The organism is Lentzea chajnantorensis (assembly GCF_054300775.1).
Map to the genome: position 1 here is coordinate 1,793,866 of NZ_JBSDZT010000002.1, position 20,338 is coordinate 1,814,203.

13 protein-coding genes are annotated in these 20,338 nt (G+C 70.9%); 8 read left to right on the forward strand and 5 right to left on the reverse strand.

Translation table 11 applies throughout. The features are described from left to right. Nucleotides 1-19: 19 nt before the first annotated feature. The 4 genes from ACVDFE_RS09635 to purH all read left to right on the forward strand — a co-directional run bounded on the left by ACVDFE_RS09635 (nt 20) and on the right by purH (nt 4,713). Complete coding sequence (locus ACVDFE_RS09635) at nt 20-715, forward strand: DUF5336 domain-containing protein (protein ID WP_360395873.1); 696 nt, start codon at nt 20-22, stop codon at nt 713-715. 152 nt (nt 716-867) lie between these two features. After that, entirely contained in the window at nt 868-2,469 is a 1,602-nt protein-coding gene (locus ACVDFE_RS09640; RefSeq protein ID WP_458430219.1) for a cell division protein PerM, read from the forward strand. 124 nt (nt 2,470-2,593) lie between these two features. Next, nucleotides 2,594-3,145: a phosphoribosylglycinamide formyltransferase gene (gene purN, locus ACVDFE_RS09645; protein WP_458430220.1), complete on the forward strand. Its 552-nt coding sequence runs from the start codon at nt 2,594-2,596 to the stop codon at nt 3,143-3,145. Continuing rightward, a complete protein-coding gene (gene purH / locus ACVDFE_RS09650) occupies nt 3,142-4,713 on the forward strand; it encodes a bifunctional phosphoribosylaminoimidazolecarboxamide formyltransferase/IMP cyclohydrolase (protein WP_360395876.1) in 1,572 nt (523 codons plus the stop codon). The genes purN and purH overlap by 4 nt, the downstream gene beginning before the upstream one ends. Nucleotides 4,714-4,765: 52 nt before the next feature. Here purH and ACVDFE_RS09655 read toward each other — a convergent pair whose 3' ends face one another. Next, nucleotides 4,766-5,476 carry a hypothetical protein gene (locus tag ACVDFE_RS09655; protein WP_458430221.1) on the reverse strand — a complete coding sequence of 237 codons (711 nt, stop codon included), beginning with the start codon at nt 5,474-5,476 and terminating at the stop codon, nt 4,766-4,768. Between the two features lie 223 nt (nt 5,477-5,699). On the opposite strand from ACVDFE_RS09655, the gene ACVDFE_RS09660 reads away from it, so the two are divergent. The 3 genes from ACVDFE_RS09660 to ACVDFE_RS09670 all read left to right on the forward strand — a co-directional run bounded on the left by ACVDFE_RS09660 (nt 5,700) and on the right by ACVDFE_RS09670 (nt 11,632). Further along, nucleotides 5,700-6,767 carry a hypothetical protein gene (locus tag ACVDFE_RS09660; RefSeq protein WP_458430222.1) on the forward strand — a complete coding sequence of 356 codons (1,068 nt, stop codon included), beginning with the start codon at nt 5,700-5,702 and terminating at the stop codon, nt 6,765-6,767. Further along, entirely contained in the window at nt 6,764-8,266 is a 1,503-nt protein-coding gene (locus tag ACVDFE_RS09665; RefSeq protein ID WP_458430223.1) for a DNA polymerase Y family protein, read from the forward strand. Before ACVDFE_RS09660 ends, ACVDFE_RS09665 begins: the two co-directional genes overlap by 4 nt. 72 nt (nt 8,267-8,338) lie before the next feature. Next, a complete protein-coding gene (locus tag ACVDFE_RS09670; RefSeq protein WP_458430224.1) occupies nt 8,339-11,632 on the forward strand; it encodes an error-prone DNA polymerase in 3,294 nt (1,097 codons plus the stop codon). On the opposite strand, the gene ACVDFE_RS09675 is transcribed toward ACVDFE_RS09670, so the two are convergent. From ACVDFE_RS09675 to ACVDFE_RS09685, 3 genes are all read right to left on the reverse strand, one after another. Next, nucleotides 11,633-11,902, reverse strand: coding sequence for a hypothetical protein (locus ACVDFE_RS09675; protein ID WP_458430225.1), 270 nt, complete (start codon nt 11,900-11,902; stop codon nt 11,633-11,635). Nucleotides 11,903-11,964: 62 nt separating this feature from the next. Further along, nucleotides 11,965-16,245 (reverse strand): hypothetical protein, encoded by a 4,281-nt coding sequence (locus ACVDFE_RS09680; protein WP_458430226.1) that lies wholly within the window; start codon nt 16,243-16,245, stop codon nt 11,965-11,967. 52 nt (nt 16,246-16,297) lie between these two features. Continuing rightward, nucleotides 16,298-17,359 (reverse strand): hypothetical protein, encoded by a 1,062-nt coding sequence (locus tag ACVDFE_RS09685; RefSeq protein WP_458430227.1) that lies wholly within the window; start codon nt 17,357-17,359, stop codon nt 16,298-16,300. 255 nt (nt 17,360-17,614) lie between these two features. Here ACVDFE_RS09685 and ACVDFE_RS09690 point away from each other — a divergent pair, with 255 nt between their 5' ends. Next, on the forward strand, nt 17,615-19,648 hold the full coding sequence (locus ACVDFE_RS09690; RefSeq protein ID WP_360395889.1) for an RICIN domain-containing protein: 2,034 nt from the start codon (nt 17,615-17,617) through the stop codon (nt 19,646-19,648). 77 nt (nt 19,649-19,725) lie between these two features. Here the strand turns inward: ACVDFE_RS09690 and ACVDFE_RS09695 are convergent, their stop codons facing one another. Further along, nucleotides 19,726-20,292, reverse strand: a complete 567-nt coding sequence (locus ACVDFE_RS09695) for a dihydrofolate reductase family protein (RefSeq protein ID WP_458430228.1) — start codon at nt 20,290-20,292, stop codon at nt 19,726-19,728. Between the last annotated feature and the right edge of the window lie 46 nt (nt 20,293-20,338).

Consider the following 20,338-nt stretch of genomic DNA (forward strand, 5'->3'; position numbering starts at 1 on the left):
TGGAGGAGGAGACCTCGACATGTCCGTGCCTTACGGCGCACCCCAACAGCAGCCGCCGGGTCCGGCACCGCAGCAGCCCAGCGCCGCTCCCGGCGCGAGCAACCTCAACCTGGGCATGATCCTCCCGATGGTGGGCGCCGGTCTCGGCCTGGTCGCCTACCTGCTCGCCTTCTCCGACAGCGTCGGCGGCGTGACGTGGATCCTGGCGGCCGCCGCACTCGCCGCTCTCACGCTCCTGCCGAACGCCCCGAGGTTCCTGCCGGTCGCCGCCGCGCTCGCCGCGGTGCAGACGCTGGAACTGCTCCAGGGCATCATCAAGGCCTCGTCGGTCGACGGCCTCGCGATCGTGCTGCTGATCGTCTCGCTGCTGCAGACCGCCGCGCTCGTGCTGGCGTTGCTGCTCGGCGAGGGCATCGTGAAGTTCGACCCAAAGCCGGCGAACCCGTACGCGGGCCAGCCCGGTGGCTGGAACCCGCAGTCGGGCGCGTTCCCGCAGCAGGGCCACCAGCACCAGCAGCAGCACGCCGCTCCGCAGCAGCAGTTCGGCCAGCAGCCGCAGCAGCAGGCACCGCAGCAGCAACAGCAGTTCGGTCAGCAGCCGCAGCAGCCCCAGCAGCCGGGTCAGCCGCCGCAGCAGACGAGCTTCATGCCGCAGCCGGGCCAGTTCGGTTCGCCGGGCACGCCGCCCGGTGGCTTCGGCGGCCCGCAGCAGTAAGCAGTCGGGGCGTCTGCAAGTACCACCGACTTCGTGTTGGTAGTACTTGCAGACGCCGTGGGCAGGAGGGGCGGTACCGGACCACGGTGCCGCCCCTCCTGCGTGCGGCGAGCCTCATCCGGATGGACCAGCCGGCCTGACACAGTGGGGAAATGCCCGTGCTGCAACGCGACGTGACCCGCGAGGTGACGGCGGTGCGCCCGCCGGAGTTCTCGCGTGCCGAACGCATGCGCGTCCTCGCCGCGGCCGCCGTCGGTTCGGTGGTGGTCGGCTACGCCGCCGTCGCCGCTCTGCTCGCGCTGATCACGGCCACCGCCACGTACGCCGACTTCGACACCGCCGGCGTGCTCACGGGCGCCGCGCCCGCCTGGCTCGCCGCGCACCACGTGCCGCTGCGCTTCGAGGCGGGTCAACTCGGCGTGCTGCCGCTGCTGCCGACGGCGCTGCTGATGCTGCTGGTCGGCAGGACCGCCGCGGGCACCGCCGACCGGCTCGGCCTCTACGAACCGCTGCAGGCCCGTTCCGTGGTCCTGAGCATCTCCGGCGCCCACGCGGTGGTGGGCGGCATGATCGCGCTGCTGATGGGCGACGACGGGCTCGTGCGCGCGACGCCGGCCGTCGCGTTCTTCGGCTGCGCCGCGGTCTCCGGTGTCGCTGCCACGGTCGGAGTCGCCCGCCGCTGCGGCCTGGTGGAGCTGGTGTTCGACAAGCTCGACCCGGTGGCGTTCCAGGGGCTGCGGTCCGGCTTCATGGCGTTGTTCGCACTCTTCAGCGCCGGTGCGCTGGCGGTGGCGGCCGGGCTCGCGATCTCGTGGCCCAGGACCGCGGAGCTGTTCGCCGACGCGGGTCCGTCGGTCGGTGTCGGGCTCGGCGTGTGGCTGCTGTGCCTGGGCTACCTGCCGAACGCCGTCGTCGCCGGCCTGTCCTACGTCGCGGGCTCCGGTTTCTCGATGGGCCTGGTCGAGGTCACGCCGCTGACGTTCACCGGTGGTCAGGTGCCCGGTGTGCCGCTGCTCGCGGCGATGCCGGAGGGTGAGCACCTGCTCAGCCCGGCCGTGCTCGTCGTGCCCCCGCTGATCGGCGCGTTCGTCGGGTGGACCTGCCGCAAGGTGTCCGACCGGCCCACGTCGCGGCTGCGGGCGGTGCTGGTCGCCGCGATCACCGCGGCCGTCGGCAGCCTGGTGCTCGCCGCGACGGCGGGCGGGCGGCTCGCCGGTGGTGCGTTCGACCCGGTCACCATCCCCGCCGGCCTGCTCGGGCTGCTCGTGGCGCTGTGGGTGCTGGTGCCGGGAGCGCTCGTCGCGTGGCTCGCCGGGGCGCGGGTGAAGCCGGTCGTGGCCGCGGACGCCGAGTTCGTCGAGCCGGACTTCGTCGAGGACGCCGAGGCCGTGGACGAGGAGGTCGTCTTCGAGGACGACGAGCTCACCGACCAGCTCCAGGTCGTGGCGGCCGACGAGTTCGAGGTCGAGGAGGACCTCGACGACGACTACTACGACGACGAGGCCGAGTACGACGAAGCCGAGTACGACGACGCTGACGCCGAGTACGACGAGGACGACGAGGCCGTCGCCGACGAAGCTGTCGCCGACGAGGACGAGGACGAGTACGAGGACGACGTCGCCGAGGACGAGCCCGTCGACGAGGACAAGAGCTCCGAACCCGAAGTGGTGGAAGAGGAAGACTTCGACGCGGAGTTCGACGAGATGCTCGGCATGGGTCCGGAGGAGGACCTGGACGACAAGCCGCGGCGGTGACGACCTAAACTGCCCCTGAGCTGCTGCAACACCGCTGCAAGACCAGGAGTAGACGCTGAGCACCGAACTTCGGCTTCCCACACCGGCGCGCGTCGTCGTGCTCGTCTCCGGTTCCGGAACCCTCATGCAGGCGTTGCTGGACGCCACCGACCTCCCGATCGAGGTGGTCGCCGTCGGCGCGGACCGCGAGGACATCGAGGGCCTCAAGCGCGCCGAACGGGCGGGCGTCCCGCACTTCGCCGTCAAGCTGCGCGACCACGCCGACCGGGCCGCGTGGGACGTCGCGCTGACCGAGGCGGTCGCCGCGCACGAGCCAGACCTGGTCGTGTCCGCCGGCTTCATGAAGATCATCGGGCCGGAGTTCCTGGCCCGCTTCGGCGGCCGGATGATCAACACCCACCCCGCGCTGCTGCCGGCGTTCCCCGGCGCGCACGGCGTCCGCGACGCGCTGGACTACGGCGTGCGCGTGACCGGGTCGACCGTGCACCTCGTCGACGCGGGCGTGGACACCGGGCCGATCCTGGCGCAGGAGGCCGTTGTCGTCGAACCCGGCGACACCGAGGAGACCCTGCACGAACGCATCAAGGTCGTCGAACGCCGGCTGCTCGTCGAGACGGTCGGCAGGCTCGCCCGCGAGGGCTGCACCGTGAACGGACGAAAGGTGAGCATTCCGTGAGCACTCCCGCCGAGAGGCGACCGGTCCGTCGGGCACTGGTCGGTGTCTCCGACAAGGCCGGCCTGCTGGAACTGGCCACCGGCCTGCACGCGGCCGGAGTCGAGATCGTGTCGACCGGCGGCACCGCGAAGGTGCTGGCCGCCGCCGGTGTGCCGGTCACGCCGGTCGAGGAGGTCACCGGGTTCCCCGAGTGCCTCGACGGCCGCGTGAAGACGCTGCACCCGCGCGTGCACGCCGGTCTGCTCGCGGACCTGCGCAAGGAGACGCACGCGCAGCAGTTGCGCGACATGGACATCGCGCCGTTCGACCTGCTGGTCGTGAACCTGTACCCGTTCACCCAGACCGTGGCGTCCGGTGCTTCGCCGGACGAGTGCGTCGAGCAGATCGACATCGGCGGCCCGGCGATGGTGCGCGCGTCGGCGAAGAACCACGCGAACGTGGCCGTGGTCGTCGACCCCGCGCGCTACGACTGGGTGCTGGAGAACGTGCGCGAGGGCGGCTTCACCCTGGCCGACCGCCAGCGCCTGGCCGCGGACGCGTTCCGGCACACCGCGACCTACGACGTGGCCGTGGCGTCCTGGATGGGCAACGCCCTGGCGCCCGACGACGAGGGGTCGGGCTTCCCCGGCTGGGTCGGCGCGACCTGGAACCGCTCGAACGTGCTGCGCTACGGCGAGAACCCGCACCAGCACGCCGCGATCTACGCGCAGGGCGACGGCCGTGTGGGTCTCGCGTCGGCGAAGCAGTTGCACGGCAAGGAGATGTCGTACAACAACTACCTCGACGGCGATGCCGCGTGGCGCGCCGCGTGGGACCACGAGCGCCCCTGCGTCGCGATCATCAAGCACGCCAACCCGTGCGGCATCGCGGTGTCCGACGTGAGCATCGCGGACGCGCACCGCAAGGCGCACGAGTGCGACCCGGTCAGCGCGTTCGGCGGCATCATCGCGGCCAACCGCGAGGTCACCGTGGAGATGGCCGAGTTCGTCTCGGAGATCTTCACCGAGGTGGTCATCGCTCCGTCCTATGCGGACGGTGCGGTGGAGGTGTTGCAGCGCAAGAAGAACGTGCGCATCCTGGTCGCCGAGGCACCCGCCCGCGGTGGTGCGGAGATGCGCCCGGTGTCCGGCGGCCTGCTGCTGCAGCAGCGCGACGCCATCGACGCCGACGGCGACTCGCCCGCCAACTGGACGCTGGCGTGCGGCAAGCCCGCCGACGAGCAGACGCTGGCGGACCTGGAGTTCGCGTGGCGCGCGATCCGCGCGGTCAAGTCGAACGCGATCCTGCTGGCGGACAACGGTGCCACGGTCGGCGTCGGCATGGGCCAGGTCAACCGGGTCGACTCGTCGCACCTCGCGGTGAAGCGCGCGGGTGAGCGGGCCAAGGGCGCGGTGGCGGCCTCGGACGCGTTCTTCCCGTTCCCGGACGGCCTCGAGGTGCTGCTGAACGCGGGTGTGCGCGCGGTCGTGCAGCCCGGCGGTTCGGTCCGCGACCCCGAGGTGATCGCGAAGGCCGAGGCGGCGGGCGTGACGCTGTACCTGACCGGAACGCGCCACTTCGCGCACTGATCGGTGCTGTGAGGAGGGGCCGCTTCCCTTGGGGGAGCGGCCCCTTCGCGTCTCAGAGCTTGGCGAGCATCTCCTCGGCGATGCCCTTGGCCGCGGCCTCGAACTCGGCGGTGTCCCCGCGCTTCGGGCTGAACAGCCCGACGTCCCAGCCGGTGTGGTCGACCTCGACCACGTGGTCGCCCTTGCGCGCGATGATCGAGATGTCGGTGAACGCCGACGTGCCGTCCATCAGCACGGCGGTGGCCTCGTCACCGAGACCGTCGATCGGCTTCTGCCGCGGTGTGCCCTGAGTGTTGGCCATGGCCATCTGCACGGCCTCCTGGTACGCCCTGTCCTCTTCCTTCGCGTCCTGCGTGACGTACACGTCGGTGTTGCGCAGGCCTTCGCCGTCGACACCCTCGGTCTGGTTCCAGGAGCAGATCGTGCGCTTGCCCCTGCCCAGGTCGGTCTCCGACGAGCCGAGCCCGTTCGGGTTGGTCGTGCGCGCCTTCTTCAACGCCGCCTCGGAGACGTTCGAACAAGCCGCGGGCAGCTGGTCGGCACGCTTGGGAGAGCCGCCGTCCTCGTGGGCGCCGAGGTACAGGACCGCGGCGGTGATGCCGCCGCCGAGGACCAGCAGCGCGACGATCGACAGGGCGATGATGACCGGCGCCTTGCTCTTACCGGGTGGTTGCGGCGGACCCCAGCCGGGCTGCTGCGGGTGACCCCGGTACTGCTGCTGCGGTGGTTGCCGGTGCCAGCCGTGCGGAGGTGGTTGGTTCACTGTTTCCCCAGATAGCGGTGCTGTTCGAGCCACCGTAGAGGACCGTCCGGACCCGTGTGCGCATGTCCACCGAAAGGGTGACACCCCAGCATTGACACAGGGGTGCTTGGACGCGCTACGATCATGACGTTCGTTCGAACAAGAGTTCGAATAAGCAAGTCGCCGAACTTCCCGCGGCGATCGTGCACAGGGGTGCGCACGATCAGGACGGGAGGTGGGTGGAGTGTCGAGGTCGGCAACGGCGTCGTTGGCCGCGCTCGGGGTGAACCCGGCCAGCGAGCTGACCCGCTCTTCCACCGACCAGACCACGGGGCGGGTGCTGCCGGTTCGCGGGGAACTGGCGGACCTGCTGCCGTGGGGCGGCTTGCGGCGTGGCAGCACGGTGTCGGTGGGCGGATCGACATCGTTGCTGCTCGCCCTGCTGGCGGGTGCGACCGCGGACGGCTGTTGGGCCGCCGTGGTCGGCCTGCCGCAGGTGGGGGTGCTGGCCGCGGCCGAGCTCGGGGTCTCGGTGCAGCGGCTGGCACTCGTCCCACACCCCGGCACCGATCCCGGCCCGGTGATCGCCGCCCTGCTGGACGGCCTCGACCTCGTCGCCGTCGGCTGCCCCCTGCCCCCTTCGCTGGCCCGCCGCCTCACCGCCCGCGCCCGGCAACGCCGCGCCGTGCTGATCGCGTTCGGCACCTGGCCCTCTCCCGACGTGGAGCTGACGGCGGAGTCCGTGCGCTGGAACCGGCTCGACGACGGCGCCGGCACCCTGCGCCGCCAGCAGATCGACGTCCGCACCGGCGGCCGCGGCTCCGCAGGCCGCCCGCGCACCGCGGTGCTGACGTTCGGCGAGGAAGAAATCGAGCTCCCGCTGGTGACCGGTGACCCGGTCCGGCCCGACGAGCCGGCTGATGCCGGTCCGGGCCGGTCTGACGAGCCGGTCACCAGGCGGGTGAACGCGTTGGGGGACAAGCGCTCTGCCGCCGAACGCGCGGCCGCGGTCGTGGCCAGGTGGGCGGCGGCCGAGAGGGATGAGCTGGCTGCGCGGCGGGGGCGGCAGGGGGAGCGGGTGCGGCGGGCGGAAGGGACGCGGCAGGGGGAGCAGGAGCTGCAGGCCCAGCGGGCGCGGCAGGCGGAGGGGGCTGAGCGGGCGTGGGAGGCGGAGCAGGCGCAGCAGGCGGAGCGGGCCCAGCAGGCAGAGCGAACGCGCACGCTCGCGCAGGGGTCCCCTTCGGCCTGGGATCCCCCACATTCCATTCTCCCAGGCACCACCGACAGTTCCGGCGCAGCGGAGCCGCGGTGAAGGACACCCGGCTGCTCGTCGTCTGGTGCCCCGACTGGCCCGTGATCGCCGCCTGCGCCGCCACGGGCACCAGCCCGCACGTCCCGGTGGTCGTGGTCGACGGCAACGAGGTCGTGGCCACCTCGGCCGTCGCGCGGGCCGAGGGGATCCGCAGGGCCATGCGCCGGCGGATGGCCGAGGCGATGTGTCCCGAGCTCGTCACGTTCGAGCACGAGCCGCAGCGGGATGCGCGGTTCTTCGAGCCGGTCGCGGAGGCGGTCGAGGAGCTCGCTCCCGGTGTCGAGGTGGTGGAGCCGGGGGTGGTGGCGGTGCAGGCGCGGGGGCCGATCGCGTACTTCGGCGGTGCCGAGCGGGCGGCTGAGCGGCTGGTCGACCACGTCGCGGCCAGGACCGGCACGGAGGCGCAGGTCGGGGTGGCCGACAGCCTGTTCGCCGCCACGAAGGCCGCGCACCGCAACGTGATCGTGCCGCCACACCGGACCGCGGAGTTCCTCCGGCCGCTCGGTGTGCACGAGCTGGCAGAGCCGGGGCTCGTGGACCTGCTCAGGAGGCTCGGGTTGAAGACGCTCGGCGCGTTCGCGGACGTGCCGGAGAACGCGGTGGCGTCCCGGTTCGGCGGTTCGGCCACGAGGCAGCACCGGTTGGCGCGCGGGTTGTCGGAGCGGCCGCTCGACAAGCGCAGGCCGGCGCCGGAGCTGGCGGTCGCGGAGACGTTCGACGAACCGGTCGACCGGGTCGACTCGGCCGCGTTCGCCGCGCGGACGCTGGCGGCGAGGCTGCACGCCAACCTCGCTGACCGCGGGCTCGCGTGCACCCGGCTCGGCATCCACGCCCGCACCGAGCGCGACGAGGAGCTGCACCGGGTGTGGCGGGCCGCGGAACCGTTGACACCGCGGGGGATCGCGGACCGGGTGCGGTGGCAGCTGGACGGCTGGCTCACCCGTGAACGGCTCACGTCGGGCATCCGGACGCTCACCCTCGAACCCGCCGAGGTCGTCGACGGCACCGCGTTGCAGCTCGGGTTGTGGGGGCAGGACGACGAACGCGCGGTCAGGGCGTTGCTGCACGTGCAGGGGTTGCTGGGGCCGGACGCGGTGCTGGTGCCGGTGCTCGACGGCGGACGCGGGCCGCGGGAGCGGGTCAGGCTCGTGTCGTGGGGGGACGAGCGGACGCCGGCGCTCAACCCGGACCACCCGTGGCCCGGCCGCCTCACCCGCGCTCCCGCCACGCTCAGGGACGAACCCGCCGCGCTGAGGGACGCGAACGGCGGCGAGGTCGGTGTGACCGGACGGCTTGAGCTCACGGCACGGCCGCGGCAGGTCACCGCGAACGGCAGAACGCGGGACGTGGTCGCGTGGGCGGGCCCGTGGCCGGTGGACGAGCGGTGGTGGGCACCGGACGCGCACCGGGCGGCACGGGTGCAGGTGCAGACCGAGGACCAGGCGTTCCTGTTGATCCGCAGGGACCAGAGGTGGTTTCTGGAAGGGGTGTACGACTGATGTTCGACGACTACGACTACGAGGTCCCCGAGGGCCTGGAGCAGCTGATCCCGTCGCCGCGCAGGGCACCGGATGGGCTGGAATGACCCGCCGGTCCGCTGGAAGGACCTGGAACGCGCGCTCTCCGGCAAGCCGCACGAGCAGAGGCCCGACGGCGGTGACGGTCCCGCCTGGTCACGGCGGCGCGACCGGTACTCGGCGCCGCCGGGGTTCCAGCTGCGCGCCGACGAGCGGGTCACCCGCATGCGCGTGCCGTACGCGGAGCTGCACTGCCACTCGAACTTCAGCTGGCTCGACGGCGCGAGCCACCCGGAGGAGCTCGTCGAGGCCGCGCAGCGGCTGGAGCTCGACGCGCTCGCGCTGACCGACCACGACGGCATGTACGGAGTGGTGCGGTTCGCCGAGGCGGCGAAGGAACTGGGCGTGCACACGGTGTTCGGTGCGGAGCTGAGCGTCGGCCTGAGCAGGCCCGCCGGCGGCGAACCGGACCCCGAGGGCGACCACCTGCTGTTGCTGGCGTGCCGGCAGGAGGGCTACCACCGGCTGTGCCGCACGCTCACCACCGGCCACCTCCACGACGACGCGGAGAAGGGAAAACCCGTCTACGACCTCGATCAGCTGCTGGCCGACACCAGGGGCGAGGTCGTGGCGTTGACGGGCTGCCGCAAGGGAACCGTGCGCCGCGCGCTCACCAGGGAGGGTCCGGAGGCGGCGTTCCGCGAACTGGTCCGGCTCACCGACCTCTTCGGTGCGGAACGCGTCTACGTCGAGCTCACCGACCACGGCCTGCCGGAGGACAGCCGCCGCAACGACCTGCTGCACGCGATGGCCAAGCACCTCGAACTCCCGGTCGTGGCAACGAACGCCGTGCACTACGCGACACCGGACCGCGGCCGGCTGGCCGCCGCGATGGCCGCGGTCAGGGCGCGCAGCAGCCTCGACGAGATGGCCGGCTGGCTGCCGCCGTCACCCGCGGCGTTCCTGCGCAGCGGCGAGGAGATGATGCACCGGTTCCGCCGTTTCCCCGGCGCCGTGCACAACGCGGCACTGCTCGGCATGCAGCTCGCGTTCGACCTGAGGCTGGTCGCGCCGCGGCTGCCGCCGTTCGACGTGCCTGCCGGTCACGACGAGATCAGCTGGCTGCGCCGGCTCACCCACGAGGGCGCGCACCGCCGGTACGCCGACTCCGAGCACCGGGAACGGGCGTTCGCGCAGATCGAGCACGAGCTGAAGGTCATCGAGCAGCTCGGCTTCCCCGGCTACTTCCTCGTCGTGCACGACATCGTGAGCTTCTGCAGGGAGAACGACATCCTCTGCCAGGGCCGGGGCAGCGCCGCGAACTCCGCGGTGTGCTTCGCGCTCGGCATCACCAACGTCGACGCGGTCCGCTTCGACCTGCTCTTCGAACGCTTCCTCGCCCCCGCCCGCGACGGCCCTCCCGACATCGACGTCGACATCGAGTCCGACCGCAGGGAAGAGGTCATCCAGCACGTCTACCGCAAGTACGGCCGCCGGCACGCCGCGCAGGTCGCCAACGTCATCACCTACCGGGCCCGTTCCGCCGTGCGCGACATGGCCCGCGCGCTCGGCCACTCACCCGGCCAGCAGGACGCGTGGAGCAAGCAGATAGAGCGCTGGGGCCCGCTGCGGACCACCACCGACGACTGCGACATCCCCGTCCCGGTGCTGGAGCTCTCCGCGCAGCTGGAGAACTTCCCGCGCCACCTGGGCATCCACTCCGGCGGCATGGTGATCTGCGACCGCGCGGTCAGCGAGGTGTGCCCGGTGGAGAAGGCGCGCATGGCCGGCCGCACGGTGCTGCAGTGGGACAAGGACGACTGCGCGTCCATCGGCCTGGTGAAGTTCGACCTGCTCGGCCTGGGCATGCTCTCCGCGCTGCACCACGCGATCGACCTCGTGCGCGACCACGAGGGCGTCGAGGTCGACATCGGCCACCTGGACCTGGATGACCAGCGCGTCTACGAAATGTTGCAGAAAGCCGACTCCGTGGGCGTCTTCCAGGTGGAGAGCCGTGCGCAGATGGCGACGCTGCCGCGCCTGAAACCGCGCGAGTTCTACGACCTGGTCGTCGAGGTGGCGCTGATCCGGCCGGGCCCGATCCAGGGCGGCTCGGTGCACCCGTACATCCGGCGCCGCAACGGGCAGGAGAAGTGGGACTTCGACCACCCGTTGCTGGAGAACGCACTCCGCAAGACCTACGGCGTGCCGTTGTTCCAGGAACAGCTCATGCAGATCGCCGTGGACGCCGCCGGTTTCACCGCCGTGGAGGCCGACGAGCTGCGCCGCGCGATGGGTGCCAAGCGCTCGACAGCGCGGATGGAACGCCTGCGCGACCGCTTCCACGAGGGCTGCGCGGCGAACGGCATCGGAGAGGAGTTGGCGGGCCGCATCTACGCGAAGCTGCTGGCGTTCGCCAACTTCGGCTTCCCCGAGTCGCACGCGCTGTCCTTCGCGCACCTGGTGTTCGTGAGCGCGTGGTTCAAGCTCTACTACCCGGCCGCCTTCTGCGCCGCACTGCTGCGCGCTCAGCCGATGGGCTTCTACTCACCGCAGTCGCTGGTGGTCGACGCCCGCAGGCACGGCGTGACCGTGCACGGCCCGTGCGTCAACGCCTCCCTGCCGTACGCGACGCTGGAACCCTTCGAGGGCGGCGTGAACGCCGTCCGCACCGGTCTGGCCTCGGTCCGCGGCGTCGGCCAGTCGGACGCCGAACGCATCGTCGCCGCACAACCGTTCTGCGACATGGAGGACTTCGGCTCCCGCGTGCAGCTCACCACCGCCCAGGTGGAGGCCCTCGCCACTGCGGGCGCGTTCGCGTGCTTCGGCCTGGAACGCCGCGAGGCCCTGTGGGCCGCCGGAGCGGTGGCCGCGATCCGCCCCGACCGCCTGCCGGGAACCACGACCGGTGTCGACGCACCCGCGTTGCCCGGCATGGACGAGGTGGAGCTGGCCGTGGCCGACGTCTGGGCCACCGGCCTGTCCCCGGACAGCTTCCCGACCCAGTTCGTCCGGTCCACCCTGGACGCGATGGGCGCCCTGCCCACCGCCGCGCTCGCCGGCGTCGAGTCCGGCACCCGCGTCCTGATCGGCGGCGCGGTCACCCACCGCCAACGCCCCGCGACCGCGGGCGGCGTCACGTTCCTCAACATCGAGGACGAGACCGGCATGGTGAACGTGGTGTGCTCGCCGGGCCTGTGGGCCCGCTACCGCCGGATCGCGCGCAGCAGCGGGGCGATGCTGGTGCGGGGGACCGTCGAGTCGGCGGAGGGGGTGGTCAGCCTGCTGGCCGACCGGCTCCAGCACCTCGACCTGCGCATCCCCTCGCGGTCGCGGGACTTCCGCTGATCAGGCCTGGCCGGCGCGCCGCTGTTCCCAGCGCTCGATGATCCGGTCGGCGGTGGCCTGGTCGATGGGGTCCAGCCGCCCGTCCCGGCGTCCCCGGTCCAGCTCCTCGCGAACGCGGCTGCGCATCCAGCCGGACTCGGTGATGTACCGCTCCTCCAGGTCGTAGCCCTGCGGGCTCGTCCAGGTCCGGATGACCGCGTCGGGCTCGGCGGACGAAGATCCCCAGTCCACCCAGGCGAGGTAGGAGTACTGCCCGTCCTCAGGTTCCATGTCGCACAGCTCGTTTCGTCAGAGGGAACGCGCCCCTCGCGGGTGCGAGGGGCGCGTCGTCATCACCTCAGCAGTTTGAAGTTCGGGATGATGAGCGCACTCGGTGGGATGTCGACCTCGTTGAAGATCGCATCGGACTTGACCTTCTCGGCCGCGGTGTCCGCCTCAAGCTCGTTGATCTTCAGCTTCTCCTTTTCCGTGAGGGGGCGCTTCTCCGCCGCCGCCCTGCCCTGGATCGCCGCGACCTGGGCGTCGTTGGTCCGGCGCTTCTCGTAGTGCGTGGTCTCGTCGCTCTTCGCCTTGAAGCTCTTGTCCGTGTGGAACTGGAGCTCGAACAGCTGACCGTCCGCCGACCTGAAGGTCGTGTTGATGCCGGGGTAGCCGTTCATCTTCGCCCAGAAGTTCTTGACCTCCACGAGGGTGTAGCCCTTGGCCTCGAACGCGACGAGGGCCTCGTAGAACTTGTTGGTGTACGTCGCGTCCGGGAACACGTAGGTGTACCGGACCGCGTCGTTCATCTTGTGCTGGATGTCCCGCGGATCGCGCTTGACACCACCGTCGTTCATCTCGTCGAAGAGCTTGCGGAGGTACGACTCCGCGCTCTTGAGCTCGGTCCGCTTCTTGCCGGGCTCCACGATCCGGTACTTGCGGTCGGCCCCGATCGCGTCCGCGATGCCGTCGACGTCCGGGGTGATGCGCTTCTCCGCGTCGGCGGCCTTCTTCAGCTGGGCGTCGGCCCACTGGTAGTCGGCCGCGCTGATCCGGACCCTGAGCGCGCCGATGTCGTGCCAGTAGTCGCCGTTCACGAACGTCGGCTCTTTGTACACCGGTGCGTCGGGATCGGGGGTGGGGCTCGTGCAGTCCGCGGCCGCGGCCATCAGGCCGTGCGCGCAGACCTTGGGCTGCTCCACCTTGAACTTCGCGTCGTCGAGCTTGGCCAGGCCGTTCTCGATCCGCAGCGTGCCGCCCTCGATGCGGATGTCCGCACCGTCCAGCTTGGACAGGTCGCCCTCCAGCCGGCTGGAGTACGACTCCAGGCGGTAGAGCCTGCCGTCGATCGCGACGACCGCGTTGTCGATCTTGCCGACGCCGTTCTCGATGTGGACCTTGGCGCTGAAGATCTCACCGAGCGAACCGGGGAGCCGGTGCGGCACGGTGTCGTCCAGCTTGACGATGACGCCGCGGAGCTCCGCGAGGTTGTCGAGGATCTTGCCGGTGCCCTTGCCGAGCACGTTCTTCATCACGCTGAGCGTCTTGGTCAACGCTCCGGCGCCGCCGCTCGCGACCGTGCTCACCGCACCGAACGACAGGTCCCACAGGGTCAGGCCGAGCGCCTTCGCCGGGTTGTCGTGCCATTCCTCCAGGTGGATGAGCGTGTACGGGTTTTGGACCGTGTAGACGAGCCCGTCCCAGATCTGCTTGCACGAGTGGAAGTCGCCGAAGACCGAGCCGCCGACGCAGTCGAGACCGGTGAGCAGGCCGTCCAGGGTGCCCTTGGCGCCCTCGACGATGCCCGAGCCGATCTGCTTGTAGAGCAGGGTCAGCTTGTCCTTGCCCTCGCGCAGCAGCTGGCAGGCCGCCTGGTCACCGGCGGCGCACCGGGCACCCGTCTGCAACGACTCGACCGCGGCCTCGCCGTAGGCCTTGAGGCCGCTCTTCGCGACCTCCTCGACCTTGTTCGCGGCGCGTTTGCAGTCCTCGAAGTAGAAGACCGGGTTGTCCAGGCACCGGTCGACGGTCAGGATGCCCTTGATGAGCTGCCCGTTGAGCTCGTCGGCCTTCTTCTGGGCCTCCTCCCGCGCGATCTGCTCGGCCATCTCGAGCCGCACGCGGTACTCGTGGACGTCGTCGATGTGGTCGACGACGGACTGGATGAACTCCTGCACCTTGTCGGCGCTGGCCCTGGCCATCGCGTAGATCTGCTCGGTCGCGGCTGCCGCCCGGTCAGCGCTCGCAGCCGATGCGCTCGCCGCCGCGGCGGCGTTGCCCGCGGCCACCGCGTCCTGCTGGGCGGTGTTCGACCAGCGACCCGCGGTGCCGGCGGCGCCGTGGGCCGCCTGGGCGTGCTGCACGGCCTGGTTGGCCGCGTCGTTCGCGACCTGGGCGTACTGCGCCGCCTGGTTCGCGGAGTCGGCGGCACGGGAGGCCGCCTCGTACGCGGGTTTCACGTCCGCGGTGGCGTCGTCGGCCGCCTTGGCCGCCCTGACCGCCGCCTGCGCGGCCTCGTCGGCCTTCTCCCTGGCCAGGCGGGACTGCTCCTCGCTGATGAGCAGGGCGTCGGAGAGGGTCTGCAACGCCCTGCGCGCGTCGGCGTTGAGCGCCGCGTACGGCTTGAGGATCAGCTCGGCCGCTCGTGCCGAGTCGACCACCAGCGCCGCGGACGCCGCCGCCGCCGAGGCCGCGCGGTCGGCGACCACGGACTGGAAGACGGCCTGGTTCGCCTCGCGGACCGCGGCCTCCGCCTCCTGCTGGGTCATCTCGGCGGACGCCTTGGCGCCCAGCGCCACGTTCACCGCTTCCAGCGTGATCCGGTGCGCCTCGTCGGCGGCCCGGCGTGCGGTCACGGCCTCCCTGGTCGCGTTGTTCGCCGCGGTGCGGGCGGCCTGCGCCGCTGCCGCAGCCTGCTGGGCCGATGCCCGTGCCGCCGCGGCCGACGACGCCGCTGCCGAGGCCCAGCCTGCCGTCTCGTTCGCGGCGCCGCGGGCCACGTCGACCTGGCCCCGGATCTCCCTGGTGACCTCCTCGACGTTCTCGCCGCGTTCCCTGGCGACCTGCTCGCGATCACGGAGCCGCAGCTCCATGTTCTCCAGGCTGATCAGGCGCGCGTTGTGCATGCGCCCGATGACGTCAACCTGGGTCTGGATCGAGCGGACCTTGTCCACCGCGGCGTCGTGCTCGCCGGCCAGGCGAGCGGCCTCGGCGTTCGCGGCGTAGGCCGCGTTCGCCGTGACAGCCGCGTTGCGTGCGGCGGCCTGCGCGTTGATGCGGTGGTTGCGGGCGTTCGTGGCGTGGCGCTGCGCGTCGGCGGCCTTCGCGCTCGCGATGTTCTTCTGCTGCTCCGCGCGGTTGCGCGCGGCGATCGCGATGTCCTGCTGCTTCTTCGCCGCCTCGGCGAGCTCGGCCGCCTTGGCCGCCTGCCGTTCCGCCTCCGCGCGGTACTTCGCCGCGTTGTTCGCGTGTTCCTGGGCGTTGCGGTCGGCGTCGAGCGCGCGGCTGTCGGCCAGCGTGGCGGTGGCCGCGTGCATCGACGTCTCGGCGGCCAGCGCCGCGGCGTCCACCGCGTTGCCGATGCCGATGGTGACCTTGGCCCAGTCCAAGCCGTCGGTCATGCCGCTGTCGACCAGGCGCTGCGCCGCGTTGCGCGCACGCGTGTTCGCCTCGACGGACGCCAGCGCGATGCGGTCGGCGGCCTCGGACTCGCGCGCCGCGTTGGCGCGTTCGGCGTCCAGCAGGTCGTTGCGGCCGAGCTGGCCGTGGGCACGGCCGGGCTTGTCGTCGCGGAAGATCCGGTCCGCCCTGTGAGCCGCTTCCACGGCCCGCTTCATGGCGTACGTGACGTCTTCCAGGTGCTTGACCGCGTCGATGTTGGCGCGCAGGATCTCGGCGCGCGCACTCGCCGCGGCTTCGGCGCGACGGGCGATCTGGTCGAGCTCGGTGATCGCCTTGTTGCGGTCCTCCAGGGCTTTCTGGATGACCGCGCGCATGTCGTGGTCGCGCTGGTTCGCCTCGTGGTAGTCGACGAGGTAGAACTGGCGGATCCGCGCGTAGTCGCCGCTGAGGAGCGCCGCCTCGCCCTCGATCTTCACCTGCGGGCCGCCCATGGCCACCATGTCGCGGACGCGGGCGATGATGCGGTCCTGCTCGGCCTTGTCGTCCTCGGCCTGCTGCTTGTCCCGCTTCAGCGCGATCTCGTAGCCATAGGCCACGAAGTCCCTGATGGCCTGGTCACCGGCCGTCAGCGCGGCCTGCGCCCCCGCGCGGACGTTCGGGCCACCGGTGGCTGCCCAGTTCTCGACCTTGCGGCGGTGTTCGGCCAGTTCGGCGCGCTTGCGCACGTCGGCACGGCCCTGCGCCTCCGCCTGACCGTGGTCGAGGAACCAGATCAGCCGCTCTTTGGTGCCGACCGCCAGCGCGGCCTTGGCCGCGTCGCGGACCTCGACGTCCTCCGCGTGCTCGGAGATGTCGGTGACGAGCATCTTGTAGAACTCGAACTCCTCGTCCACTTCCTGCGGAGGAGGGTCGTTCGCCGCTGCCTGCTGGAGCACCGGAACGGGTGTCGGCGCGGCGGCTGCCTGCACTGTCCCACCGAACAGGGTGAGGACCAGCGCTGCGGAAATGGGCACGACTGATCTGCGCCACACCGAGGTGGCGCCTGATGATCTTCTTTTCATGGTGTCAGCGATCCCCCAGATCGCGGTCGGCGGCGTCCTTCGCCGCCTTGCGTGCTTGTTCGGCGACGGCCTGCCAGTGGGCGGCGGAGTCGCGGGCCTTGCCGGCGGCTTCCTCCCACGTGATGCGGCCGCTGTTAGCCTGCGCCAGGATCGCGAGCCAGTCCTGCTCCGACTGGGCGCCACGGGCGTACTCGGCGACCTCGGCCCACATCGCCGCCTGCCTGTCCGCCTTGGCCTTCTCCGCCAGCCAGTCCACAGAGGACTCGCCTGCCTCGCGGTCGACCTGCTCCCAGAGCTGCTGGGCCTCCAGCCGGTGCTTGCGCGCCAGCTCCCCGCTGGCCTCCCGCTCGGCCGCCTCCGCCGCGAGCGCGGACGCGGTCAGCCGTGCGATCTGGTCGTGCCAGACCTGGTTCTGCTCGGTCGTGGTCCGCACGAACCGCTCGGTGTCGAGCTCGGCGCCGATCTTCCACTCGTAGGCGAAGAACAGGCCGATCGACCGGTCGTCACCACCGCTCAGCGCGCGTTGCGCCGCGGCCCGCACCTGGACGCCGGGGTCGGTGGCGGCGAGGTGGGCGACGTAGGCGCGGTCCTCTCCGGACAGCCGGGCCAGCCGTTCCTGGCGCTTGTTGTCGTGGACGCGGTCGAGCTCCACGGCCCGGTCGTATCCACTGTGGACGTACAGCTCCTGGGCGTTGAACGAGGAACCCAGCGCGCTCAGGGACGAGCCCTGCACCTCGCTGCCGGGGATAGCGGTCCGGTTGATCTCCCGGATGATGTCGGTGTTGAGTCTTTCTCGTTGCGTGGCACGGGTTTTCGCCTTGCCGTAGCCGACGAGCACGAACTCGCGGATCTTCGCCTCGTCGTTGGAGGCCATGGCCACGTAGGCGGCGTCGCGCACCTCGGACTGCAGCGCGGCGTTGAACGACATCTGGAACACCGTCTCGCGCATGGACGCGGCCAGTGCGGTGGCGGTCGTGCTGATGGCCACCGATTCCGCGAACGCGGGAGTGGCGTGGACGGTTCCGACGGCGCCGGCCGCGAGTGCGGCGGCGAGAAACGCAGGCATGAGCGCATGACGCCCCATGTGTTCCCCCCAGAACTTCACGTGGTGGGCTGATCGCCCTAAAAGTTCCTAGCACTTCGAGTGCCCGCGGGGACACCGATAGTGAAGTGACCCAGCTCACACCGCATTGCGGACAAGGCGGGCGCCGTGCGAAGTTCCCCACGGCATCCGACGACTGGGGAGTCGAGCGGCCGGGCCTGGGGGGTTCACGCCGCGCTTGGAGCAGATGCCGTTACGACGAATCTTGGGGGATTCACCTTGTCCAGACGCAGTCTGGGTGACCGTGGCCTGCGCGCAGTCGCCGCGCTCACGGTCTCCATCACGCTGGCCGGCGGCCTGTTCGCCACTCCGGCACTCGCCGCACCGCCGGGGGTCGACCCCTCGGCACCGGCCGACGTGTCGACGGTCAGCTTCTCCGCCGCCCTGGTGTCGGACTTCGACCAGAAACTGGCCGCTGCCAGCACGATCAGCGCGTCGGTGACGTCCAGGGAAGCCCGGATGGCCGACCTGAACTTCGTCATCTGGATCTACAACAACGCTCCGCGCGACAGCGCCGTCAAGCGCGAGGCGTTGAAGGCGCTCACGAACGAGACCGACGAGAACGCCTGCTACGACTTCATCGTCACCGGCATCCACCTCGCCTTCCGCGAGGACGTGCGGGCCATCCCGATCATGGACGAGCGGCACCGGCAGCGGCTCAAGGCCACCGACCTCATCGGCTGGATGAACGTCGACCGGTACTACCTCGACTCGAACCTGAGCGAGTTCGTCACCAAGCTGTTCATCAACACCAACGGCACCGAGAACCCCGAGATCAAGGCGCAGGCCTCGGCCGTGCTGACCAACACCTCGACCGACGAGCAGCGCCAGAAGTTCGTCACCGAGGGCATCTTCACCGCTTACAACCTCGACGTGCAGCGCCGCCGCGAGGCGGCCGAGCGCGAGCGGACCGCGATCGAGGAGCGGGACGCGATGCTCAAGGCGCGCGGTGACGCGTGGCGCGTCGCGGCCCAGGCGGAGCTGACCACCTCGCTCAAGGTCATGACCGACAGCGAGTTCACCTGGGAGGTCTACCGGGCTCCGCTGGCGCGCAAGTTCGTGAAGGCCGCCGCCCAGGGCGCGCTGGACACCCACGACGCGGCGCAGATCAAGGCCTTCATCTTCACCGGCATCCACACGGCGCACCAGAGGGACGTCGCCGAGGAGGACGCGGCCCGCGCCGTGGAGACCGAGAAGCAGATCAAGGAGATCCTCGACCGCGCCAAGCGCGACGGGTACCTGCCGAACGTGGTCGCGGCCGCCACCGCCGCGCTCGCCGGTGATCTCAAGGCGCGCAACGAGTTCATCAACCTCGGCCGGTACGAGGCCGCCAAGCGCGACCAGATCAAGCCCGCCCACGAGCTGGTGGTCGAGCTGCAGGGCCAGGCCTCCGGGCGGTGCGCCCAGATCGCCGGCGTCGACGCGCAGGCCATCGAACAGGGCCAGTACAACGAGCTGTGGGACTGCATCCGCCCCGCCCCCAAGCAGGTCTGGGCGCTGAAGCAGGTCGCCACCAACGAGTACCTGCTCATGAACGGCAACTCGCGCCAGTGCATGGACGGCCACAGCGACCTGCTGCGCCAGTACCCGTGCGACGCGAACAACGGCTACCACCGCTGGAGCTTCCTGGAGAACGCCGACGGCACGTACCAGATCAAGAACGTCGGCACCGGCAAGTTCGTGACGGTCAGGGACGGCCAGACGCCGAACGCCAGCCCGGTCACCACCTACGTCGGCACCAACGACGGCCACCAGCGCTGGCGCCTGCTGAACCTGGTGCACCGCTCGGACGTCGCCACGATCGCCGTCGGCCGCTACCAGCTCAAGGGCGTCCAGTCCGGCCGCTGCCTGCAGACCGCCGGTCTGTGGGACACGCCGAACCAGGGTGCGCTCGCGAACCTCGCCGGCCAGGAGCTGTGGGACTGCGTCGGCGGCGGCAAGATGGCGTGGGACCTCGTGGACCTGGGCGGCAAGCGGTACGCGCTCAAGAACGTGATGTCCGGCAAGTGCCTCGACGTCAAGAACGGCGTGCAGCTCAACGGCTCGCAGCTCATCCAGTACGACTGCCACTACGGCGACACGGAGCAGTTCGCGTTCTCCAGCCAGCCCGACGGCAGCTACGTGCTGGAGAGCGTCCTGGCCGGCAAGGCCGCCGACGCGATCGGCAACGCCGTGCAGAACGGTGCCGCGGTCGGCATCTGGGACGTCAACGGTCTGACGAACCAGCGGTGGACGCTCCACGCCACCGCCTGATCCCGGTGTGAGGACGAAGGGCTCCTCCCGCTGCGCAGCGGGAGGAGCCCTTCGCCGTACCCGCGCGGTCGGCGGGATCAAGAACTGCGTTCGTAGGTCATGAAGGAGACCCCGCTTTCGAACAGCCGCGCGTCGGTGCGCGTGAACTTCGTGATGTCGGCCTTCCCGTCGAACAGCGGGATGCCGCGGCCGAACACGACCGGGTGAATCTTGAGCAGCAGCGCGTCGATCTCCGGCAGCAGGGTCGCGGCCAGCTTGCCGCCGCCGCACAGCCAGATGTCCTGGCCGTCCTCTTCCTTGAGCGCGCGCACCCGGCCGACGACGTCCTCGCGGATCACCTCGACGTCGGGTGGCGTGCCGGTGATCTGGGTCGAGACCACGAACTGGCGCAGGTGCGCGTACGGCGACGCGAGCCCGCCCGGCACCTGGTAGGTGCTGCGGCCCATCAGGACCGTGTCGAAGTGCTTGTTCGGCGCGTCCAGCAGCCCCAGCGCCTCGCGGAACTGCGTGGGCAGCGTGTCCGGGTACTCGGCGTTGATGCCGTCCATGTGGTCGCCTTCGAAGACGAACCCGTCATAGGTCCCGTCCTCGGCCGCGATGAAACCGTCGAGCGTGGTGGCGACGTAGTACACGAGCTTTCGCATCCCCAGAACCTCCTGTAGCTCCAACCACGACAACCGTAGTACTATG